Genomic DNA, 20,578 nt, shown 5'->3' with positions numbered 1-20,578 from the left:
CACTTACTATGCTGAATTTTCGGCACCACATCAATTTTACATTTCGAAATCTTTTTGATTAAACGTTTTTCTCCTCCGCCATGAATGGTTTTTTTATATCAGGGATGCATTTGGCACAACTCTTGCATTAAATATCTATGAGAATAAAAAAATTGGGAGGAAATTCAAATGAAAATGGACCTTTTTAAACCTGCGCGTCATTGGAAAGAAATTGAGCTTTGGAAGGATGTTCCTGAGGAAAAATGGAACGATTGGATTTGGCAATTAACTAATACAATTCGCACACTAGAAGATTTGAAAAAAGTGATTAACCTAACTCCAGATGAAGAGGAAGGAGTAAAAATTTCAACGAAGACTATTCCTCTTAACATTACGCCTTATTATGCATCTTTAATGCATCCTGACGATCCTCGTTGTCCGATTCGTATGCAGTCCGTTCCTATCTCAAAAGAAATTGAGAAATCAAAATATGATTTAGAAGATCCCTTATCAGAAGATGAAGATTCACCAGTACCTGGCCTAACCCATCGTTACCCTGATCGTGTGCTCTTTCTCGTAACCAACCAATGCTCGATGTATTGCCGATACTGTACGCGACGTCGTTTTTCAGGTCAAATTGGCATGGGCGTTCCAAAGAAACAGCTAGACGGTGCTATTCAATATATCGCCGAAAACCCAGAAATTCGTGATGTATTAATTTCTGGTGGTGACGGACTACTCATAAACGATCAGATTTTAGAATATGTATTGAAAAACCTACGGGCGATCGATCATGTTGAAATCATCCGGATCGGCACTCGTGCTCCTGTTGTGTTTCCACAACGAATTACAGAAAATTTATGTAACATTCTTAAGAAGTATCACCCGGTATGGTTAAATACCCATTTTAATACTTCACTTGAAATAACAGAAGAATCAAAAAAAGCATGTGATATGCTGGCTGACGCTGGCGTTCCATTAGGAAACCAGGCTGTTATTTTGACTGGGATTAACGACAGTGTAGGGATTATGAAAAAGCTGATGCACGATCTCGTTAAAATTCGAGTAAGACCTTATTACATTTATCAATGTGACTTAAGTGAAGGGATTGGTCACTTTAGAGCACCTGTATCCAAAGGTCTCGAAATTATTGAAGGGCTACGTGGCCACACATCTGGATATGCTGTTCCTGCCTTTGTCGTCGACGCACCTGGCGGCGGAGGGAAAATCACCCTTCAGCCGAACTACATGGTCTCTCAAAGTCATGATAAAGTCGTTCTTCGTAATTTTGAAGGGGTAATCGCCACTTATCCTGAACCGAAAAATTACACTCCTGGTACAGCGGAAGATTATTTTTATCAACATTATGAAAAGAAAGAAGAGATTAAAACAGGCGTATCAGCATTGCTGAGTGAGGATAAAGAAGCCCTCACCCCTGAAGGACTTAACCGCCTTGACCGTCGTAAAAACTATCAATCGGATTCAAGTCATCGAACGCTAAAGGATCAGCGGGAAAAGCGTGATCAAATGATAGAACGAAAATATTTAAAAGAACAAAAGAAATACGCAGAACAAGAAAATAAAAGTGAAGAGGCATAATGGGAGGTGTGAGGATGAGCTGCAAATGGTGTGAATCGGAAAACGCAATCCATTCGTTAGAATCCGCTTTTTGGGAATTACCTGACGGAACCAAAGCAGTAGAAATTACTCAAGTCCCGTCAATTAAATGTCCCGATTGCGACATCGTGTATATCGAAGAGCACATGATTTCAGAAATTGAAGACCAATTTATGCTCATTGATACGAAAAAGCTTGAGCAACAATTTTCATATAAAACTTTAATGGACCAACCCCGATTCTTAAAGAAAAACTATTTTAATTTTGAGAGTTGAAATTGTCAGTTAATGGCTAGACTAAGTATGTCAACTTTCATTATAGGCTTATAAAAACTTTCGAGGGTGCTTTAAAAGGAAAAATAACCTATTAAAGCACCCTCTATTTTTGTGTCAAATGAAAAGATAAAAGAAGAGCATTAGTTCTTATGTCTGTTCTATTTTTTTAATGCTTTACTCCAAATATTCATATCCTCAAATCCACTTGTAATAATGCAATTATTGATCAATGTACCTTCATATTCATAGTTTAACCGTTTTACTGTCATGTTCATTCCCGTTGAACGTGCCCGTGTAATTGAAAAAACGTGATCAATCCCCTCAGCTATACACTCCTTTTCAAGAGCGACAACTAGATAATGAAGTAGCTGTTTGCCCCGATAATCCGGATTCACCGCACAGTCAGTGATCTCAGCACTGCCATATCCTGTTCTCATTGCAGACGCAGCAGCAATAACTTCTTCCCCATCTTTGGCAACAACAAAAAGATAGTCATTTTCCATTGCTTTTTTCAGTGCTTTAGGTTCAAAAATATTTGTAGGATACTGGGGAAAAACTAATTTGTATAACTGTACTAACGATATTAGTTCTTCTTCTGTTACTTTGCCTGTGGGATAAGGTGATTCGTTTTGCAAGTTAACTTCTTTTTTGTCATTACTTACAAGGCGGAGAACCTTCTCATTTCCTTCCTTCGTTTTTGTGCAACTTCGGTCCTCTCGACCATATCGAGTGTAAATATATGCCTTTTCACCGTTAAAGAAACCAGATGTCGCGGCTTCTAATGAAAAACCCAATTGAATGAGTTCCTCAGCTTTTGCATCTATCGAATAGATAATCCACTTCCCTCTTTGGTGTTGGTTGATATCCTCTTTTAGTTTATGAACATCCGTATATGTAAGGTTAGGTAAATAGGCTACAAGCCGATCATTTTTTATGTCTGTTTCCCAAATGTTTTTCATTATTGTCAAATCCCCTTTCATTACTATTAGTAAAGTCTCGTTAAAGAATTGACATTCCATGCGTTTAAATTTCGTCTGCTATAAACACTATTCCATATTATTAACAAATGTCCTTCATTCCGTCTACAAATTTCATTCTTGGAGCCACAAAACCTCCTTCTCATTGTACGAGAACTTGAACATTCAACTCAAACGATAGAGAAGGGCAAATTTATTTGCCACTTCTCATTATTTAAGCTAAAAAAGCACTCAGAAAACGACGATTTATACGAAAACACCCATAGTTCGTGTTCAAAGCTTCCATGTCTTATCAGACACCACAAGGTATGATAACTAGTTCTAAAGACACTAGTTATCGTATAAAAGGAGCATAAAAAGAGCCGAGTAGGTCGAGGCCGGAGAAGCGAGCCAACGAGCTTTCCCAGGATGGGGTGACTCCTGCGTTCGCCACATGACGTGGCGGTGTTTAGCAGGAGGTCATATTATACGACAGCTATTTTTAGCGGACTTTTTGAACATCTCTAATGAAAATTTTCCCTTTAGGTTTTATCTTGCCCCTGATGCTTCTGGCTGTCTTCAATTGATTGCTCCTTCCTGTTTGGGTTGGTTACACCAATCCATCATCGTCAAAGCGAGGATTTCAGCACACGTCATCACGTTATCCATTTCAATATATTCATTGGCATAGTGAGCCATACTCGTTATTCCGGGTCCAAATACAATCGAAGGGACATTACCAATGGCTGATAATAAGCCGCCATCTGTTCCCCATGGAGAAGCTTCAACAACGGGTTCTTTCTGGCAAACGAATTCATATTGACGCTGCAAACTTGTAAGTAACGGATGGTCATTTGATATCGATCCTGGAAGCCAGCGTGCACCAAACCATTCAATTTGGACAGGGTGTTCTATGAACCAGGGATCGATCTTCGATATTGATGCAAAATGATCAAGAAACTCTGCTTTTGCAGACTCGATGCTTTCATCTGGAGAGACTCCAAACCGCCCTTCGACTTTTACAAGGTCAGCTACCGACGATGGCCAATCTCCCCCTTCAATTACACCGACATTGATCGGTATCGGGATAGGGATATCCTTAAATAGAGGATCATTAATTCTTTGGTTTCTTATTTGTTCCAACTTTTTGAGCTCGTCAAGAACTAGTTGAGTTTTTTCAATCGCACTTATCCCTTCATACCGCGTACCTCCGTGAGCCGATTTGCCCTTCACATACATGCGAAACCAAATAGACCCTTGTTGTTTAGGGAAAATTTTCATGTTCGTTGGCTCCGGGATAATCGCTGCATCGCCTGTATACTCTTTTAATATAGCGGCTAACGTTCCGGCTCCACCACTCTCTTCTTCTATAACGCTATGAAAAATAAGATCCCCTTTCAGTGAAACGTCACATTCCTGAAGAGCTTCCATAGCCATGATCATGGCCACATTCCCGCCTTTCATGTCTGTAGCTCCTCTGCCAAAAACCTTATCATCCCGGTATTCTCCACCGTAAGGATCAGCATCCCACGCCTTTAAGTCGCCTTCTGGAACGACATCAATGTGCCCATTAAGAACAAGGGAACGTCCACCGCCTATTCCTTTCTTTACCCCTACCACGTTCGGACTTCCTCTAAAGTCATCTCTTGGAGAAATAAAGGCTTGGTGCGAAGTTAATATTTCACCCGAGGGTTCCCACACATCAATTTTACAGCCCAGTTCAGCTAACTTTTTTGCAACGAGTTCCTGAACCCTCGCCTCATTCATTTGTGTGGATGGCTCACGAATCAACGATTGAAGGAGTTCAACAGCTTTTAACTTATGATTATGGAGCCATTTTTGAACTTCATTTTTTTTATTTTCCATTAGTACCTCCCTTTGGCTACTCTAAGAAACAACCTTCACATCGCCTTTTACTTGAAGCTCGGGTTCTGTATTATCAATCACATCTTCCAACGAATAAGGCGAAAAGATTTCCTTTAAGACAAGTCCTTTATCAGTAACTTCGATCACTGCCATTTCGGTAATGATTAAATCAACACAGTGCGGGGCTGTAAGCGGAAGTCGGCATGTCTTTACAATTTTGGGTTCTCCATATTTGTCTGTATGATTCATTAAAATGACCACACGTTGCGCTTTCTGTGCCAGTTCAACCGCACCACCCATTCCTGGCACTCGTTTTCCAGGTACAATCCAATTGGCTAAATCACCTATCTCACTTACTTGAAGAGCTCCCATAATCGTCATATCCAATTTTCCGCGTCTGATAATGGCAAAAGCAGTGGCACTGTCAAAGTAGGAAGCGCCTTTTACAGTTGTGATCGGGTACCCTCCAGCATTACATAAATGAGGGTTTTCTTCTCCATGATTCGGTTTTGCCCCGGTACCGAGAACGCCATTTTCAGCATGAAACATAACAGGTAGAGAAGGTGGCAAGTAGTCGGCTACTAATGTAGGTATCCCAATACCAAGGTTAACAACCATCCCTACACTAATTTCTTTTGCTGCTCGTTTAGCGATCATCTCTCTTACTGATTTTCCCATACCCATTGCCAGTTCACCCCTTTGCTTTGCACAATCGCATCGACAAACACCCCTGGTGTCACAACTTCTTCAGGGGCGAGTTCCCCCGTTTCTACAATTTGTTCTGCTTCAACAATTGTTGTTTTCCCAGCCATTGCAATTAGCGGATTCGTATTTCTAGCACTTGTATCGAAAGTCAGATTGCCATACTTATCAGCTTTTTTTGCAAAAACGATAGCCACATCTGCTGACAGGGCTTCCTCGACTAAAAATGTTTTCTCGTTAATAGTAACTGTCTGTTTGTTCTTTTCAATTTCTGTGTTGCCTACCCCAACATCGACGAAAACTCCACCCAATCCGACTCCCCCTGCCCTTATTCGCTCAGCCAACGTCCCCTGAGGAGAAAACTCCACCTCAAGTACACCGTTTGTCATTTGCTCGCCTGCAACAGGATTCGAGCCAATATGAGAAGCGATTAATTTCTTTACACGCTGAGCAGAAATTAAGCGACCAATTCCAATTGTTGGAAATCCAGCGTCATTCCCAATTAGTGTTAATTCATTGATCCCTCTCTTGATGATTTCATCAATAAGTGTCGGAGGATTTCCTACTCCTCCAAATCCACCGAACATAAGCGTAATCCCATCGTTAATAAACGAAAAAGCCTCGTTTATATCCATTGTTTTGTCTACTAACCCACGCTTTTCATCAATGGTACTCATGTCAATCCCTCCTTATCCTACTGAGCTAAAAAAACCTTGTACTTGCAGCTCATCCTGGATTTCTTTAACCGTTTGTTCAAAAAGTTGAATGATCTTATCAACTTCTTCCTTTTTTGTAATGAGTGGTGGTGCAATAATAATCGCATCCCCATTTAAACCATCAACGCCAGCGGATGCCGGATAAGTAATGAGGCCTTTTTCCATCGCCCGTTCAATAATTGTTCTGGATACTTGAATTTCACGAGAAAAAGGGAGTTTATTAAAGATATTTGATACAAATTCAATTCCAACAAGCATGCCTCTCCCTCTAACATCACCAATCATTGGGTACTTTGTTTGAAGAAACTTTAATTGTTCTTTTAAATATTCACCTACAGTTCTTGATTGATCTACAAGTTGATGACGTTCAATATAGTCTATAACTTTAAGTGCTACTGCTGCAGATTGAGGGTTGGCACTGTAAGTATGCCCACTCATAATCAGCTTTGAACCATGGAAAATAGGCGCCATTACTTTATCAGTCATTATCGTTGCTGCAATTGGCGTGAAACCTGCACCAAGACCTTTTCCTAAAGCCATAATATCTGGCGTGACATTCCAATGTTCAATTGCAAAGTTCTTTCCACATCGCCCCATTCCTGTCATTACCTCATCTGCAATAAACAAAATGTCATGACGTTTACAAATTTCCTGGATCGTTTCATAGTAACCATCCGGCGGTACCACTGCAGCACCAGATGCCCCTATGATAGGTTCTGCAATAAAAGCTGCAATGTGATTAGAACCAATACGTCGGATTGCCGTTTCTAGTTCTTTCGCACAGTGGAGTGAACATTCTGGATAAGTCTTGTTAAATGGACAGCGGTAACAGTATGGAGGATTCAAAGTAGGAAAGCCCTCCAATAAGGGGGTAAACCGCTCCCTTCTCCCAATATGTCCAGACATTGACAATGCACCAAGCGTAATCCCGTGGTAACTCATCCACCTGGACAAAATTTTCGTCTTACTGCTTTTCCCTTTTTCCTGCCAATATTGTAAAGCAACTTTTAATGCGGTTTCTGTTGCCTCAGATCCACTGTTAACAAAGAAAGTCCATTTCAAATCACCAGGGGTCCAATCGCTTAATTTTTTCGCAAGCTTCTCAGCTGGTTCACTTGTAAATTGTGAGCGGTAAACAAATGATACTTTTTCGGCCTGTTCTTTCATGACTTGAGCTATTTCTAAAACACCGTGACCAATTCCTGCCGTTACTGCTCCTGAAGCACCATCGATATATTCTTTTCCAGCTGAATCGTATAAATAAATCCCTTTTCCATAAGTGGCTGTCGGGTACTTTTCATCCAGTAAAGGTTTAATTAAATAACTTTCTCCCACCTGTCTCCCTCCTTTACGGTTAAAGCTCTTTTATAAAAGATTGTTGCTATTTGTTTTTACTTTCACGTATAACTTGAAAGTAAAAACGCTGAAAAAAAACAACAAATTTTACGAAAACAGACCCAATTAAAAATAGTTGTGTCTTTATGATTGAAAAATCTGAAAATAATTCTTAAACTGAAAATACATGTAAATGTCCTTACTTCTATCCTATTCAACAAACGCATGACTGACCATTGGCTGTTATCCACCATTTTTGACCCTCTTTTTTATACGCCATGTATAAAAAGAAAAGAGAAGGAGAGAAAATCATCATGTTGACAATAAAGGAAGCAATGAAATTACCTGCACTGAAGGAAACCAAATTAATAGCTGGTCATTCTGGGATTGACTTTCCAATAAAATGGGTTACTACAGTCGAAATTATCGAGGATACTTCTCGTTTTCAGAATGGAGAATTTCTAGTGACAACCGGATTTGGCTTAATAGAAAACGAGGCTTACAAAAAGCGATTTTTAAAACTGATTAATGAGAAAAAATTGGCTGGTGTTGCTTTATATACTGGGTTTTATATTCCTGAAATCCCCTCTTTTTTTATTGAAGCTGCAAATAAAGCCGGGCTTCCTCTAATTGAAATTCCTAAGACCATTAATTTTTCAACTGTAACAAAAGCGATTCTAGAACAAATTGCCAACCGGCAAATACGTTTATTGGAAGACTCCTTATCGATCCATAAAGAAATGACAAAACTTGCTTTACGCAATGATGGCCTACAGCAAGTATTGAGTAAGTTAAGTGAACTCACAGGCTCAAGTATGTTTGTATTTGATGATATGTATCAATTGTCCGCCCACATGAAACGCCATAAGCAAATGCAAGTAACAGAGAGCATGATATATTTTAAAGACAAACCTTTTATTCTAAAGCACTATTTGGAGAATAGCGGTACATCCACCAACCAGCTTCACCGGTTTAAATTAGACGAATTTCCTTGTTTTTTAACGTCAGTACAAACAGGCGAATTTACTTACGGATATTTACTCATGGTAAACGAAAAGACGTATTCCTCTGAAATGGACGAGGTCATTTTAGAGCATGTAGCAACCCTGATTGGTATTGAGTTTATGAAAGATTATGCCATTGAGGAAACAAAGGTGAGGTTACAAGGGGAATTGGTTGAAGAAATCTTACACTTACAAAAAAATGATTTAGATGAGAATATGGCATTAAGACGTGGATTAAAGCTTGGGTTTGACCTATCAAAGAATCAAGCAGTGCTCTTTGCTAAGGTCAAAGATCCCGGCAGGTATTCAAACGACCAAAATGACTGGGGACAACACCTTCATTATATCGCCTCACAGCAGTTTTCAAAATTGGATAGACAGTATATTCTCCTGCCTAAAACTGATGCTCTCGTGGCGCTTATCGAAGTCTCAGAAAGCTCAAAAACCGTAGCTAAACAACAGCTTAAAGAAGCATCTGAACGGATACTGGAGCATTGGAAGTTTCATTTCCAAGAGCAGCTCACGATCGGAATCGGAAAAACGTATAAAGAAATTGAGAAACTCTCACGTAGCGGGCGTGAGGCTGAGTATGCGGTCCAATATTCATCATTACTGTTAAAGAAAACGAATATCATCCATTTTGATGATTTAGGGTTTTATCATCTACTTATTCGCGTCCAGGAAGCGGGATTATCGTTAGATCACTACTATCAGCAATATTTAGGAGAACTCGTTCAGGGAAAAAGCCACCGGACAGACTTAATTCTCACTTTGGAAACATACCTTGCGCAAAACTGTCACATTCAACAAACCGCAGCTAAACTTTACATTCACCGCCACACTCTAAAATACCGTTTATCTCAAATCGAAAGGAAAACTGGGCTCTCAATGCAGTCAGCCGACGATCGATTAAATTTGCATTTAGCGGTGATGGCTTATAAATTCTTCCATACAATAAAATCTTAATTTTAGAATTTGTCAGATCATCATTAATCTCCTCAATTTCTATCATTTTTTGTCTGAAGATTGAAAATTTAATTTTTAATGTGATTTCTCCTTTTCATGGTACACTACAATCGTAAACGGATCGAGGAGGGTTTTGCTTTGACATTAAAGACGTTAATCGACTTTTATTGTGTGCGTTTTGATCAATCACCTACACAGGTAAATGATTTGATGGACTTATTAGCATGGTGTTATGTATCAGAATTCATTTCCCCTTCCGGCTACAAAAGCTTACTTCATGAGCTTGAAAAAAGAGGGGCTGAAAAGCCAGAGTTTAGTGACTTAAACGTTCTACCGATTTATGCTTAATAATGTTCCCTTCCCTGCAGGGTCTGTGTTACACGTTCTCTTCCGAACTACAATTAAGCATGTTTTATAAACAATCGGAAAAGCTAATCTTTGCAGGAGGTGTTCTTAATTGGAGAACAATCAAAAAAGTAAGAGTAAGGAAACTCAAAGTAAACAAAAAAAGAACAGAAAAGAGCGTAGACTACATTATCAGGTGTATATCCAAGAACAAAGAAATCATCATCCTAAAGAAGAAGAAGATTTAGAATATTAATCAGATAATGTCGATTAACAAAGACTTTTGACAACCTTTAGGGAATGAGTTTTTTTTATCAGAGAAAGAATGTAAGATAATAAATGAATAATTCATAGGGAGTATGGAGTGGGAGTTATGACATTGAATCAACACATTGAAGAAAAGCGTAAAGAACTATTACACACAGCAAAATCATTTGGTTTTCAATCAAGAGAAACTTTAAGGTGTTCCAAAGAATTGGACGACTTAATTATTAATGTTCAGCATAGTCTTTCTACTCCATTGTTTGCAAACCAGAAATAATAAGCTGCGGGTCCTAATTGGGGCCGCAGCTTTTATTTGGCTGAAATCATAAGCTTAGTTTTTTACTTTTTAAGTGTTGCTACTCAGCATTTGCCATATTGACTGCCTTGGTGACATTAATAACACCATATCCCGTATATGGATCTGCTCCTTCGTCACCTATGTCATCACAAGATTCCCTAATAATCGAATACACCTCTTCGTTCGTTAAATTAGGGGAGACCGATAGAATAAGGCCAGCCAATCCAGCTACATGAGGAGAAGCCATTGAGGTACCACTCATAGCAACATATTCGTTATGAATATACGTACTAGGGATATGTTCTCCTGGAGCGGAGACATCGACATGATCACCAAAGTTTGAAAATACTGCCTTTCCACCTTCAGGATCCAAAGCAGCTACTGTCAAAACTTCTGGATATGCCGCAGGATACATCGGTTCTTCCACATTTTCATTTCCGCTTGCAGCAATTAGAACGACATCCTGTTCATAGGCATAACGAATTGCATCCCTCATTACTTCAGAATCATGATTATCACCCAAACTCATATTAATAACCCTTGCTCCGTTATCTGTTGCCCAACGAACCGCTTCCGCAATGGAAAAAGAATTACCTTCTGCATTGGCATCAAGCGCTTTCACTGCAAGAATTGGATTATTCCAGGATACCCCTGCAATCCCTTCCACATTATTGGTGATCGCAGCAGCCACTCCTGCTACATGAGTTCCATGACCGTGCTCATCATAATAGTGTTCATTATCCTCGAAAGAGTTATAGCCTCCAATGATTTTTTCTTGGAGATCTACATGCTCCGGATCCACACCACTGTCAATTATTGCAATAGGAATTTCTTCATTCCCCTCTGTAACTTCCCATCCATCTTCCACCGTAATCATACTTAAATTCCATTGATAAGGATCGTACAACTCGTCATTTGGTGACACGGCCTGCGGCTGAAATAAGCTAGGTTTAGACTCTAATGACGGGTTTGCCCGTTTTTGATGAAATGATGTTTGTTTTTCAACTGTATAGTTAGGTTCCGTAAAATAGAGATCAGGGTCAGCTTCCCATTCCTCGATAAGTTGATCTGTTGTTCGACTCGTATCTCTAAACACACAGTCCTGCCCTTCTTCATCTACTAAAGTAACCTCGTGTGCTTTAGCCCAATCTTTTGCATTGACTCCTTCCTTTAAGCGAGCAACCACTTCTCCATCCTTAAATGGGACTTCAGTTTCAGCAGTCGGTTCACTATGCACATAAACATTCCAGTTCAAATCCGCAATCTCACTTTTAGCATAAGGCATTTCCGTTTCTTCCGGTTCAAAATCAACCGCCATGTTGCTGGATCCCATAAAAAACTGTCCATTATCTCCAGTAATCACGGCAAGGTCTTTCACAAACGAACTTACAAACGAAAGGTCCATTTCACCTATATACCACGTAGATTCATTTTTGGTCCCCATTAAAAGCTTTTCGGTTCCCTTTTCAACATAAGGTTCTGATATCCATACTCCTTCTTTCTTTTGTCGGTCTAGTTTTTCAACAGGGTTGTCAATTACTTCTCCGACCTTTGACATTTCTCCACCTTCATTTACGGTTGCAAAACCGTGAAAGTGATCGTGGTCTCTAATCTCTTCATCCATTTGTGCCAAGTCGCCTTCCTCCGTAGCATCACCTGCCCATTGGATAAGCTGGTCCTCCATTTTATCCATAAACATATGAACGGTCCAAGAAATATCATCAGCAAATATTTCATCCATTTGGGCTTGAAGTCCGTTTGTATCATCCGTTGCTATATCTTCTTGTTGGTGATCACTGAAAAACCAAACGGCTAGTACCGCTAATAAGGCTATTGAGAAAAAAGCAGAAAGTCTAATAATCCGTTTCATGATGTCTCCTCCAGCTGTTTCGTCATTTTTCACGTTATTAGCATGCACGATAAGGTGAGGTTCATACCAGTATGTATGAAAGAAAAGCGACTTACTACACAGCAAAATTCAGAATGAACTTTGACCGCGGGGACATAAGGAAACTTTTGCACCTATCCACTCTTATAAATTATCGCTCAAAAAAACGCTCACCTGTCGCGGCGAGCGTCCATAGCGTTATTAATAATATGGGGATATTAAAACATATACAATGACACCAGTAAGACTTACATAAAGCCATAGTGGCATAGTCCACCTTACCCACTTTCGGTGTCTTGTACGATGATCATTAAATCCGCTGAAGAAGCTCATGAGTGCAAGCGGAACAATAATTGCTGCTAGTATAATGTGAGTAATCAAAATGAAGTAATAAACCCCAGCGATCCAACCTTCTCCGCCAAATGGTGTAGATGGTGCAAGGAAATGGTATGTTACATAGGATAGCAAGAAGATAAAGGTTGTCGAAAAAGCTGCATAAATAAAGCGCTGGTGAACTTTAATGTTACGTTTTAATATGGCAATTAATGCACTTAATAAGAATAAGAAAGTAAAACTATTTAAAATCGCATTTAATAATGGCAGCTGTTTAACAATTGTCGGGAGCTCTCCCTCATAACCTGGTAAAAAAGAAAGACATACAACCAAAGTATTGACGATAATGGTTGCGATAATCACAGTTTTAACGTAATGTGTATTCATCCAATTCCAGATGGCTTTCACTTTAATCTCTCCATTCAATTCTCTTTTTATGCTCTTTTCATCACAAACCAAAGTATACAATGAAAGCGTGATTCGCGGAAGAAAAGACATGATATTGTCACGATTCACAATAGAATATCCTTAAAGTGCCTTCAATCCCAGTTGAGTAAAGAAAACCCGGCTTGAATGACGGAAGATTTCGTTGCGACTATACTGTTATTTATGAAGTTAAAGCTTTCTTAAGGTATAAAAAAAATAACCCGATGACTCGGGCATTAAAAAAAACCATACCATCTTGTTTTATAATTTCGATGGTTTTACTTTATTTATCTTCTCATTTCGCGTATTTTGTTCAAGTTTATCTAATAATTCTTGAACGTCACTTTTATTTTCTTTTAGTCCAAATACCCTACTCTTTTCTTTTTGTAACACACGAATAAGCAACTGCTTTTCTTTTTTAGTGAGAAGCACGGTGCCACTTCACTCCTCTTCCAACGAGTTATCAATATCATATAAGTTACTTGTATTCTATCATTTTATAAGATATTCAAAAAGTCTCCATTTTGTATCCGCACTTTATTAGGTTTCGGTTATCAATGTTACCATTAGGAAGCGTGCACTGAGTTTTTTACTACCTTTTCGTTGTCATGCTTCATCGCCCACCAAATGCACAGCGCAGCAATAATGAAAAGAGCGGTTGAAAAGTAAAAGACAGAAGCAATCGTCCAATACCCTGCGATGACTCCACCTACTACAGGTCCTGTCACATTCCCTAAAAACCGAAAACTTTGATTGTATCCAAGAACTTCGCCTTGAACAGACAAAGGGACCGTTCTTCGGATGTATGCAGTTACACAAGGTATAATCCCACCAATTTGGATCCCGAATAGAAATCGCAATATAATCAATTGCCAAATATTTGTAACAAATGCTTGAGGGAGAAAGAATAATCCACCTAACGCTAAGCAGATAAGGAGAACTTTTTCATGACCAATTTCATCACCTAGTTTTCCCCATGAACGTGTCGCAATTAGGTTTCCTAAACCGGTAACCGAGAAAGCAAAACCAGCTAGAAATGCGACATTTTCGATTGAAAGTAACGAACTGACATACAATGCCAGCTGAGGCTGTATGCTAAAGTTTGCTGTTTGAACAATCAAGGAAATAATCATAATCATCAGGAGCATCCGATTTCCGAAGACATATCGTAAAACTTCAATCATACTTTTTCGTTGGTGTGTTAATGTTTGCTCAATCTTCTTTTCTTTAATTCCGATCGCAACAAATGTTGTCGCTAACGTAATAACAGCAGCAGTAATGATAAAGGTGTATGTAAAACCAAAACCATCAGCGAGAGCACCACCGAATAGTGGGCCAATTAGACCGCCACCAACTGTTCCAGTCTGTAATGTCCCTAATACTTTCCCTGCTGTCTTTTTATCAGTTTGAGCAGAAATGAGAGCTATTGAAGTAGGAATAAAACCTGTTACGACACCCATAAACATTCTTAGTAAGAAGAGTTCAGTTACCGAGCTTACATAACCCATGAAGAAAATTGAGGCGGCAATACCATAACCGGTGAATAAGAGGATTTTCTTTCTCCCAAAACGATCGCCAAATCTTCCCCATAATGGGGAAACAAGAAATGCAACTAAAAAGGTAATACCAAATACAAACCCAGACCACCGTTGCACATAATCCGCAGAATAATTGCCGAAGGTTTCGATATAAAGGGAGAGAAACGGTAATACCATCGTTGCACTGGCTGCCACAAAAAAATTGGCAATCCACATGATGAGCAGGTTCCTAGTTTCTCTAGAGATGACTAACACCTTCTTCATATTTTATTTCGACTATCTAAATAAACAGTATACGCTACTTTAAGTAATATGAAAAGAAGGAAGCTTGATTAAGGGGGGCATTTAGTTCACCTTCGTTTAACCACTTTCTGATTAGAATCGTTATGCCTACGGAGAATAGAAGCCCGCAGGTTCCAAACAATTCACACGAAAAAAGCAATGGCTAAGCTCACTGTCACCCACTTGGAGTAGGCTTTTTTAAAGATGGCCGTTTTCGTAAAGATTGTTGCTTTTTGAGCGCTTTTTCAAACCCAATGGTGTTACAGACAAATGAATTTGTCGTCCACACTTATTTTAGTTGAAAACTGTCACGCATAGCGAGACAGGGCAAATAGTCGCATGCCTAACGCTCAAACAATCTTTTATAAAAGAGCCTTAAAGATACAGTGGCTATAATCATTGCTTGAAAAAAAACTTTATTCGGGATCTGCGTAATACATGAGCGCGATTGCTCCGGGTCCGGTATGGGTACTTATAATCGGAGTTGTTTCAATGATTGAAATATCGTCAAAATCGGTTAATTGCTTGATTGATTCTTTAAGCTTATTTGCTAATGCTGAAGCTTCTACGTGAGCAATGCCGATTTCCTTCACTTTTTTGCCCGCTGTCTCTTCCTTAAACTTTTTTGAAAAGAAGTTCAGCATTTGCATATGTGTCCGAACTTTCGTCACAGGTGTATAAACACCATCAGCAAGCGAGGCTAGTGGTTTTATTTTTAATAAGGAACCTACTAGTGCTTTCCCTCTGCCAATGCGACCACCTTTGACTAAATACTCTAATGTATCGACCATAATGTAAAGTGAGGTATTTTCTTTAATCGTGTTAACACGTTCTTTAATTTTTGCAAGAGCCGATCCTTCGAGGGCCATTTTAGCTGCTTCTTTTACTTGAAAAGATAAGGCAACGGATGTGAAGCCTGAATCAATGACGGTTACATTACTTTCACTCATTTGTGCAGCTGTTTGAGCGGAGTTAAAGGTCCCGCTCATTCCCGCAGTCATATGAATTGAAAGTACTTGACTACCATCTTCACCAAGCTTATTAAAAACTTCCACAAATGAACCGACGGAAGGTTGGGAACTTTGAGGAATAGACTCTGATGTAACGAGCTTTTTTACAAACTCTCCAGGTGTTATATCGATTCCATCAATATAAGATTTTCCATCTATCGTCACGGATAACGGGACAATTGTAACATCTAATTTATCGATTGCTTCTTTAGGTAAATCTAGTGTTGAATCTGTAACGATCTTTACTTTTTTACTCACGTGAGCACTCCTTTACTACTAGCTAAATGCTCTTTCTATCATACTACATGGGACCTATGTTGTTAAATATTATTTTTGCAACCATGATCTAGTATCCAGCTCTTATTTACTAGTCACGTTAAAAACAACCACCGCATTCAATAACCTTATCGAAATTTAAATTAAATATGTTGAAATATGTTAAAATAAACATTGTTTTATTTTATTAATTTCCTACATATGGTACCAGACCAGTTTACATACATAGAGAGGGGGATGAGAAATGAAGTCACATGTACCGTTTATTGCTGTTGAGGGCCCGATAGGGGTTGGAAAAACATCTCTGGCGGAAAAACTCTCTGACGAATTCAGCTATTATTTATTAAAAGAAATTGTCGAAGAAAATCCATTTCTAGGGAAATTTTATGAAAACATTGAGGAGTGGAGTTTTCAAACGGAAATGTTTTTCCTTTGCAATCGTTTTAAGCAACTTGAAGATATCCAAGTGAACCAACTAACTAAAAATCAACCTGTTGTTAGCGATTATCACATTTTTAAAAATCGTATTTTTGCCAAACAAACATTGAAGGACCATCATTTTCAAAAATATGATCAAATCTACCAGCTTCTAGCAGAAGAACTTCCTAGACCTAACGTCATTATTTATTTGCAAGCAAGTTTAGATACACTGTTATCTCGAATTGCAAAACGCGGGCGTTCCATCGAGCAACAAATTGACCCAGAATACCTTAACCAGTTATCTAAGGACTATGAAATGTTCATACAAACATTTAAAGAAACGCACCCGGATATTCCGGTTCTCACTTTTTCGGGAGATGAGCTGGACTTTATACAACGAAAACGAGATTTCCAAGAGATTGTTGAAAAAGTGAGTCAATCAATTCACGAATCAAAATCGCAAATCCGAACAGAAATGAAACCTATAAACGGAGTGAAAGCATAAATGAAAAAGGAATCTTTTAATATCCCTGACGATGCACTAATAACGTTAGCTGGAACAGTGGGTGTCGGGAAATCAACGTTAACTAATGCCCTTTCAGAAAGGCTTGGCTTTCAAGCTTCGTTCGAAAAAGTTGATGGCAATCCATATTTAGAAGATTATTACGCTGATTTTAAGACGTGGTCCTTTCATTTGCAAATTTATTTTCTAGCTGAGCGATTTAAACAGCAAAAGCAAATGCATGAAACGGGAATCGGCTATGTACAGGACAGAAGTATTTATGAGGATGTTGGGATATTTGCAAAGATGCAACACGATAATGGTAATATGACAAAACGTGACTACGATACTTACCATTCCTTATTTGAAGCCATGGTCATGTCCCCTTATTTCCCAAAGCCTGATGTATTGATTTACATCGATGGCAGTCTGGACAAAATTCTTGAGCGTATTAACCTAAGGGGCAGAGAAATGGAGACGAAGACCCCTCGCACTTTCTGGGAGGACCTTTATAAAAGATATCAGGAATGGATTCGAGAGTTCAATGTTTGTCCAGTGCTTCATTTGGATATTGAAGCGTACGATTGCAGAGATCCGCAATCAGTTAATCGTATCCTGGAGGGTGTTGAAACATTAATTAACAACAAAGACGAACAGTACCTAAAGCTTTCTAGGGAAACTGTAAATAAGGCGTAATTAATCATTTATCAATGCAAAAAAGAGCTGTCTCAAATTGAGACAGCTCTTTTTTGAATCTGCTCTTTCTTAAGGCGACGCTCAAAAAAGCAACAATCTTTTACAAAAGAGCCTTTCTTCCTAGGTTATTCATAAAATCAAAGTTTACGGTAATGACCTTGAAATTTATACCCTCACTTACTGAGAAAGTTGATTCGCCTCTCGGTGCTTTTTCCGATAAACAAGTGAAGATAACGTAATACTAATTTCGTACAACAAGATGAGTGGAATAATAACTAAGATATCAGAAATAAAATCTGGTGGCGAGATGAGCACAGAAATGACAACAATCGCAAAAAAGGCGTACTTTCGGTTTTTCCTTAACCCAAATGGCGTGATCAAGCCTAAACTTGTTAAAAACATAACCACTAATGGAAGTTCAAACAAGAAACTAAAAGGCACCGTCATACGCAAGACGAACTCAAAATACCGATCCGGTGTGAACATGGTTTGAAACATGCCCTCTCCTAAACCAAGTAAGAAGTTTAAGACTAGCGGGAGAACTACAAAATAACCGAAACTCAAGCCAGCTAAAAATAAAATAACAGAAGCTGGAATGTACATTAACGTTACTTTTCTTTCTGAGCTTGTTAAAGCGGGACGAACAAACAGCCAAATTTGAAACAACAAAATTGGAATTGTAATTGAAAATGCAATCAGAGCTGCAATACTAAAGAAAATCCATATGATATCCAATGGTCCAAGTACCGTTAATTGCATATCTAAATCTTTAATTAACCATTCATAAATATCTCGTACAAAAATAAAACTCAAAACAAAAAATAATATAAATGAACCTAAAACGATGATAATTCTCTTTCTAAGCTCACTTAAGTGGTCGAGCATATTCATATTTTCTTCTATCATGATTAACGCTCCTTAACTCAGGCGTGCAAACGATTCTAGATGGTGTTCTATAAATAGGGTGTTCAAAAGATCAGGAAAAATTGCTCGCGCAACGCCTTACAGTCCCCATTCAGAAGTGCTTCTGCGTTTGAGGAGCTGACGCTCGTTTCTCTCATTGAACACTACTTAAAGATGAAAAGTCAAAAGAAAAAGATGCAAGGTGATTTATCACCACCCTACACCTTCTTGTTTATTTTTAATCATTAGTATTTTGTTTTTTTGATGATTGATTGTCATCTTCGCTTGTTAGATCCTTAGCGGAAGCTTTAAATTCTTTCAATGTCTGTCCCATAGCCCGTCCAATTTCCGGTAGCTTTTTCGGTCCAAAAATGACGAGAGCGATGACCAAGATTAAAATCAAGCCACCAATACCGATGTTTTGAAAACCCATCTTTAATCCTCCTTTAGGCATCTGTAAAGACTGCTTCATGATGTTCAAGTTGATCCCTTACTCTATTATAAGACGATTTTGGCTACATTACTAGAGCTAGAGAAATTTATCTTTAAAAATTCACTTAATCGACAACAATTTCTTCAATCTGATCTAACAAAGTCTCAATCGAAACCCCTTCTCCTACATTAATCGCACTGCTATCCCACAGAGGACTAAGAGTTGGTTCTTCCATTTCACCCACACTTTGATTCACCGCACTTGTACTTCCTTCACCTTCTGTTTGAAAACGCATATTCTCAGCACTTAGTGTACTATGTTCAATACTATTAGCTGCACGTAGCGACGCATTATGGGTTTGTATAGGTTCACTGTCTCCTAATAGAACTACAAGGACAATCGCCCAAACACCTAAACATAATAATGATACGCCACTTATTGTTGTGATCTGCTTCATATGCATCAACCTCTTTGTAGGGGATGTTCAATACCTCTGACCATGCTTATCCTTCATATTTGAAGATGCTCTTCTATCGATTATTATTCGTTAACGTCTTTGATCTGTATCTATATCATACATCATCCTTACGGTTCAATCTTCAGGACTTTTGACCCGGAATTTGTAGTTCAAATGTAGTTTCGAAAGTCTTCCCTTCTTCATAACGTCGTTCAACAATAGATAAATGTCGATTTCGATCCATAACGATAACCGTCGATGAGCGAGTTCCATAATCAGGTGTTGAAATAAAAACAGGGGAAAGCAGTTTTTCCAGTTCCTCCCCTACACCCGTGTTTGGAAGCTGCTCTTTCGGATAAGGTTCAGAGTCTGATAATGCAAGGAATAATTCATCGATTAGTTTATTCCGGTTTTCGCAAGAATGAAGGATTGAAAGATGATGTTTAATCCGTTCAACTTTTGGCCAACTCGTATCCAAAGCTGCGTTACTAAGGCCATATATTCCTTCTTTTAAAACAAACTGGTCTTGGTTGCGATTCGAACCATACACTAATCGATCAGGATTACCAACAAAAAGGTTGTATCCATCAAACTCGCTCTCTTTTTTTCTTAAGTGGGCAAGGTATTGCTCAGAAGACTCTTCATTTAGCAAAAATTGCTTAACCAGTTCTCCTCGGGACTTTTTCCTTTTTACTGGTGGCCATTCTCTCACATTTGTTATCGCTGCGACTTTTCCCTCAGAATTTACCCCCATCCACATTCCACCTTTTTTTAGATCCTGTCCACCATAAATAGACGGCGAACCACTCCATTGATGCAACGGTAAAGCGGGTCTGTTTAAAAACTCATCTCGATTTGCAGCTATGATAAATGGAAACTGCTGATTCATTTTCATCGATACTCCAATTAAACACATGATTGCACCTTCCCTTTACTTTCATACATAAATAAGAAAATTAACTCCACGCTCCTATTATCTTACCAGAATTGCTCATGATCATTAATTCAATGAACATCATGATCTTAACTTAACACATACTTCTCTTAGAGAAGTGGTATTGGTAAAAGATAAGGTGTTCATTTGTTATCCC

Annotated in this window: 22 protein-coding genes; 8 read left to right on the top strand and 14 right to left on the bottom strand. The window is 38.7% G+C overall.

All coding sequences use genetic code 11. From position 1 onward, the window contains the following. The first annotated feature begins 168 nt into the window (after positions 1-168). Entirely contained in the window at positions 169-1,578 is a 1,410-nt protein-coding gene (gene kamA / locus CDZ94_RS02475) for a lysine 2,3-aminomutase (protein WP_096434952.1), read from the top strand. Positions 1,579-1,592: 14 nt separating this feature from the next. After that, on the top strand, positions 1,593-1,871 hold the full coding sequence (locus CDZ94_RS02470; protein WP_096434951.1) for a YokU family protein: 279 nt from the start codon (positions 1,593-1,595) through the stop codon (positions 1,869-1,871). Between the two features lie 158 nt (positions 1,872-2,029). Here CDZ94_RS02470 and ablB read toward each other — a convergent pair whose 3' ends face one another. The 5 genes from ablB to CDZ94_RS02445 all read right to left on the bottom strand — a co-directional run bounded on the left by ablB (position 2,030) and on the right by CDZ94_RS02445 (position 7,446). Continuing rightward, positions 2,030-2,830: a putative beta-lysine N-acetyltransferase gene (gene ablB / locus CDZ94_RS02465; protein ID WP_157811988.1), complete on the bottom strand. Its 801-nt coding sequence runs from the start codon at positions 2,828-2,830 to the stop codon at positions 2,030-2,032. A gap of 576 nt (positions 2,831-3,406) precedes the next feature. Further along, positions 3,407-4,693: a peptidase gene (locus tag CDZ94_RS02460; RefSeq protein ID WP_096434949.1), complete on the bottom strand. Its 1,287-nt coding sequence runs from the start codon at positions 4,691-4,693 to the stop codon at positions 3,407-3,409. Positions 4,694-4,714: 21 nt separating this feature from the next. Then, positions 4,715-5,377, bottom strand: coding sequence for a 3-oxoacid CoA-transferase subunit B (locus CDZ94_RS02455; protein ID WP_096434948.1), 663 nt, complete (start codon positions 5,375-5,377; stop codon positions 4,715-4,717). Further along, positions 5,356-6,072, bottom strand: coding sequence for a CoA transferase subunit A (locus tag CDZ94_RS02450; RefSeq protein ID WP_425352517.1), 717 nt, complete (start codon positions 6,070-6,072; stop codon positions 5,356-5,358). The genes CDZ94_RS02455 and CDZ94_RS02450 overlap by 22 nt, the downstream gene beginning before the upstream one ends. A gap of 12 nt (positions 6,073-6,084) precedes the next feature. Beyond that, positions 6,085-7,446: an aspartate aminotransferase family protein gene (locus CDZ94_RS02445; protein WP_096434947.1), complete on the bottom strand. Its 1,362-nt coding sequence runs from the start codon at positions 7,444-7,446 to the stop codon at positions 6,085-6,087. Between the two features lie 314 nt (positions 7,447-7,760). On the opposite strand from CDZ94_RS02445, the gene CDZ94_RS02440 reads away from it, so the two are divergent. The 4 genes from CDZ94_RS02440 (at position 7,761) to CDZ94_RS02430 (ending at position 10,302) form a co-directional block, all read left to right on the top strand. Next, a complete protein-coding gene (locus tag CDZ94_RS02440; protein ID WP_198520844.1) occupies positions 7,761-9,416 on the top strand; it encodes a PucR family transcriptional regulator in 1,656 nt (551 codons plus the stop codon). A 138-nt stretch (positions 9,417-9,554) separates the two neighbouring features. Then, entirely contained in the window at positions 9,555-9,764 is a 210-nt protein-coding gene (yppF, locus tag CDZ94_RS02435) for a YppF family protein (protein WP_157811989.1), read from the top strand. 109 nt (positions 9,765-9,873) lie between these two features. After that, positions 9,874-10,017, top strand: a complete 144-nt coding sequence (locus tag CDZ94_RS21130; protein WP_157811990.1) for a hypothetical protein — start codon at positions 9,874-9,876, stop codon at positions 10,015-10,017. Between the two features lie 117 nt (positions 10,018-10,134). Next, positions 10,135-10,302, top strand: coding sequence for an aspartyl-phosphate phosphatase Spo0E family protein (locus CDZ94_RS02430; RefSeq protein WP_096434944.1), 168 nt, complete (start codon positions 10,135-10,137; stop codon positions 10,300-10,302). A gap of 79 nt (positions 10,303-10,381) precedes the next feature. Here CDZ94_RS02430 and CDZ94_RS02425 read toward each other — a convergent pair whose 3' ends face one another. The 5 genes from CDZ94_RS02425 to CDZ94_RS02410 form a co-directional block, all read right to left on the bottom strand. After that, complete coding sequence (locus CDZ94_RS02425; RefSeq protein ID WP_096434943.1) at positions 10,382-12,193, bottom strand: S8 family peptidase; 1,812 nt, start codon at positions 12,191-12,193, stop codon at positions 10,382-10,384. A gap of 219 nt (positions 12,194-12,412) precedes the next feature. Then, complete coding sequence (locus CDZ94_RS02420) at positions 12,413-12,931, bottom strand: DUF420 domain-containing protein (RefSeq protein ID WP_096440537.1); 519 nt, start codon at positions 12,929-12,931, stop codon at positions 12,413-12,415. Positions 12,932-13,231: 300 nt separating this feature from the next. Beyond that, complete coding sequence (locus CDZ94_RS21490; protein ID WP_198520845.1) at positions 13,232-13,402, bottom strand: hypothetical protein; 171 nt, start codon at positions 13,400-13,402, stop codon at positions 13,232-13,234. Between the two features lie 134 nt (positions 13,403-13,536). Then, entirely contained in the window at positions 13,537-14,724 is a 1,188-nt protein-coding gene (locus tag CDZ94_RS02415) for an MFS transporter (RefSeq protein WP_096434942.1), read from the bottom strand. A gap of 482 nt (positions 14,725-15,206) precedes the next feature. Beyond that, positions 15,207-16,058 carry a DegV family protein gene (locus CDZ94_RS02410; RefSeq protein WP_096434941.1) on the bottom strand — a complete coding sequence of 284 codons (852 nt, stop codon included), beginning with the start codon at positions 16,056-16,058 and terminating at the stop codon, positions 15,207-15,209. A 262-nt stretch (positions 16,059-16,320) separates the two neighbouring features. Between CDZ94_RS02410 and CDZ94_RS02405 the strand changes: the two genes are divergently transcribed. Together CDZ94_RS02405 and CDZ94_RS02400 are read left to right on the top strand one after the other, a co-directional pair. Then, entirely contained in the window at positions 16,321-17,001 is a 681-nt protein-coding gene (locus CDZ94_RS02405) for a deoxynucleoside kinase (RefSeq protein WP_096434940.1), read from the top strand. Next, positions 17,002-17,694 (top strand): deoxynucleoside kinase, encoded by a 693-nt coding sequence (locus CDZ94_RS02400; RefSeq protein WP_096434939.1) that lies wholly within the window; start codon positions 17,002-17,004, stop codon positions 17,692-17,694. Between the two features lie 177 nt (positions 17,695-17,871). On the opposite strand, the gene tatC is transcribed toward CDZ94_RS02400, so the two are convergent. The 4 genes from tatC to CDZ94_RS02380 all read right to left on the bottom strand — a co-directional run bounded on the left by tatC (position 17,872) and on the right by CDZ94_RS02380 (position 20,403). Next, the gene (gene tatC / locus CDZ94_RS02395) at positions 17,872-18,600 is read right to left on the bottom strand and encodes a twin-arginine translocase subunit TatC (RefSeq protein WP_096434938.1); all 729 of its coding nucleotides are present in this window, start codon (positions 18,598-18,600) and stop codon (positions 17,872-17,874) included. A gap of 235 nt (positions 18,601-18,835) precedes the next feature. Further along, positions 18,836-19,030, bottom strand: a complete 195-nt coding sequence (locus CDZ94_RS02390; RefSeq protein ID WP_096434937.1) for a twin-arginine translocase TatA/TatE family subunit — start codon at positions 19,028-19,030, stop codon at positions 18,836-18,838. Between the two features lie 124 nt (positions 19,031-19,154). Continuing rightward, positions 19,155-19,487, bottom strand: a complete 333-nt coding sequence (locus CDZ94_RS02385) for a hypothetical protein (RefSeq protein ID WP_096434936.1) — start codon at positions 19,485-19,487, stop codon at positions 19,155-19,157. 142 nt (positions 19,488-19,629) lie between these two features. Beyond that, positions 19,630-20,403: an NRDE family protein gene (locus CDZ94_RS02380; RefSeq protein ID WP_096434935.1), complete on the bottom strand. Its 774-nt coding sequence runs from the start codon at positions 20,401-20,403 to the stop codon at positions 19,630-19,632. Positions 20,404-20,578 lie beyond the last annotated feature (175 nt).

The organism is Alteribacter populi, from assembly GCF_002352765.1.
Taxonomy (GTDB): Bacteria; Bacillota; Bacilli; order Bacillales; family Salisediminibacteriaceae; genus Alteribacter; species Alteribacter populi.
This window is presented reverse-complemented; position numbering and strand designations above follow the sequence as displayed.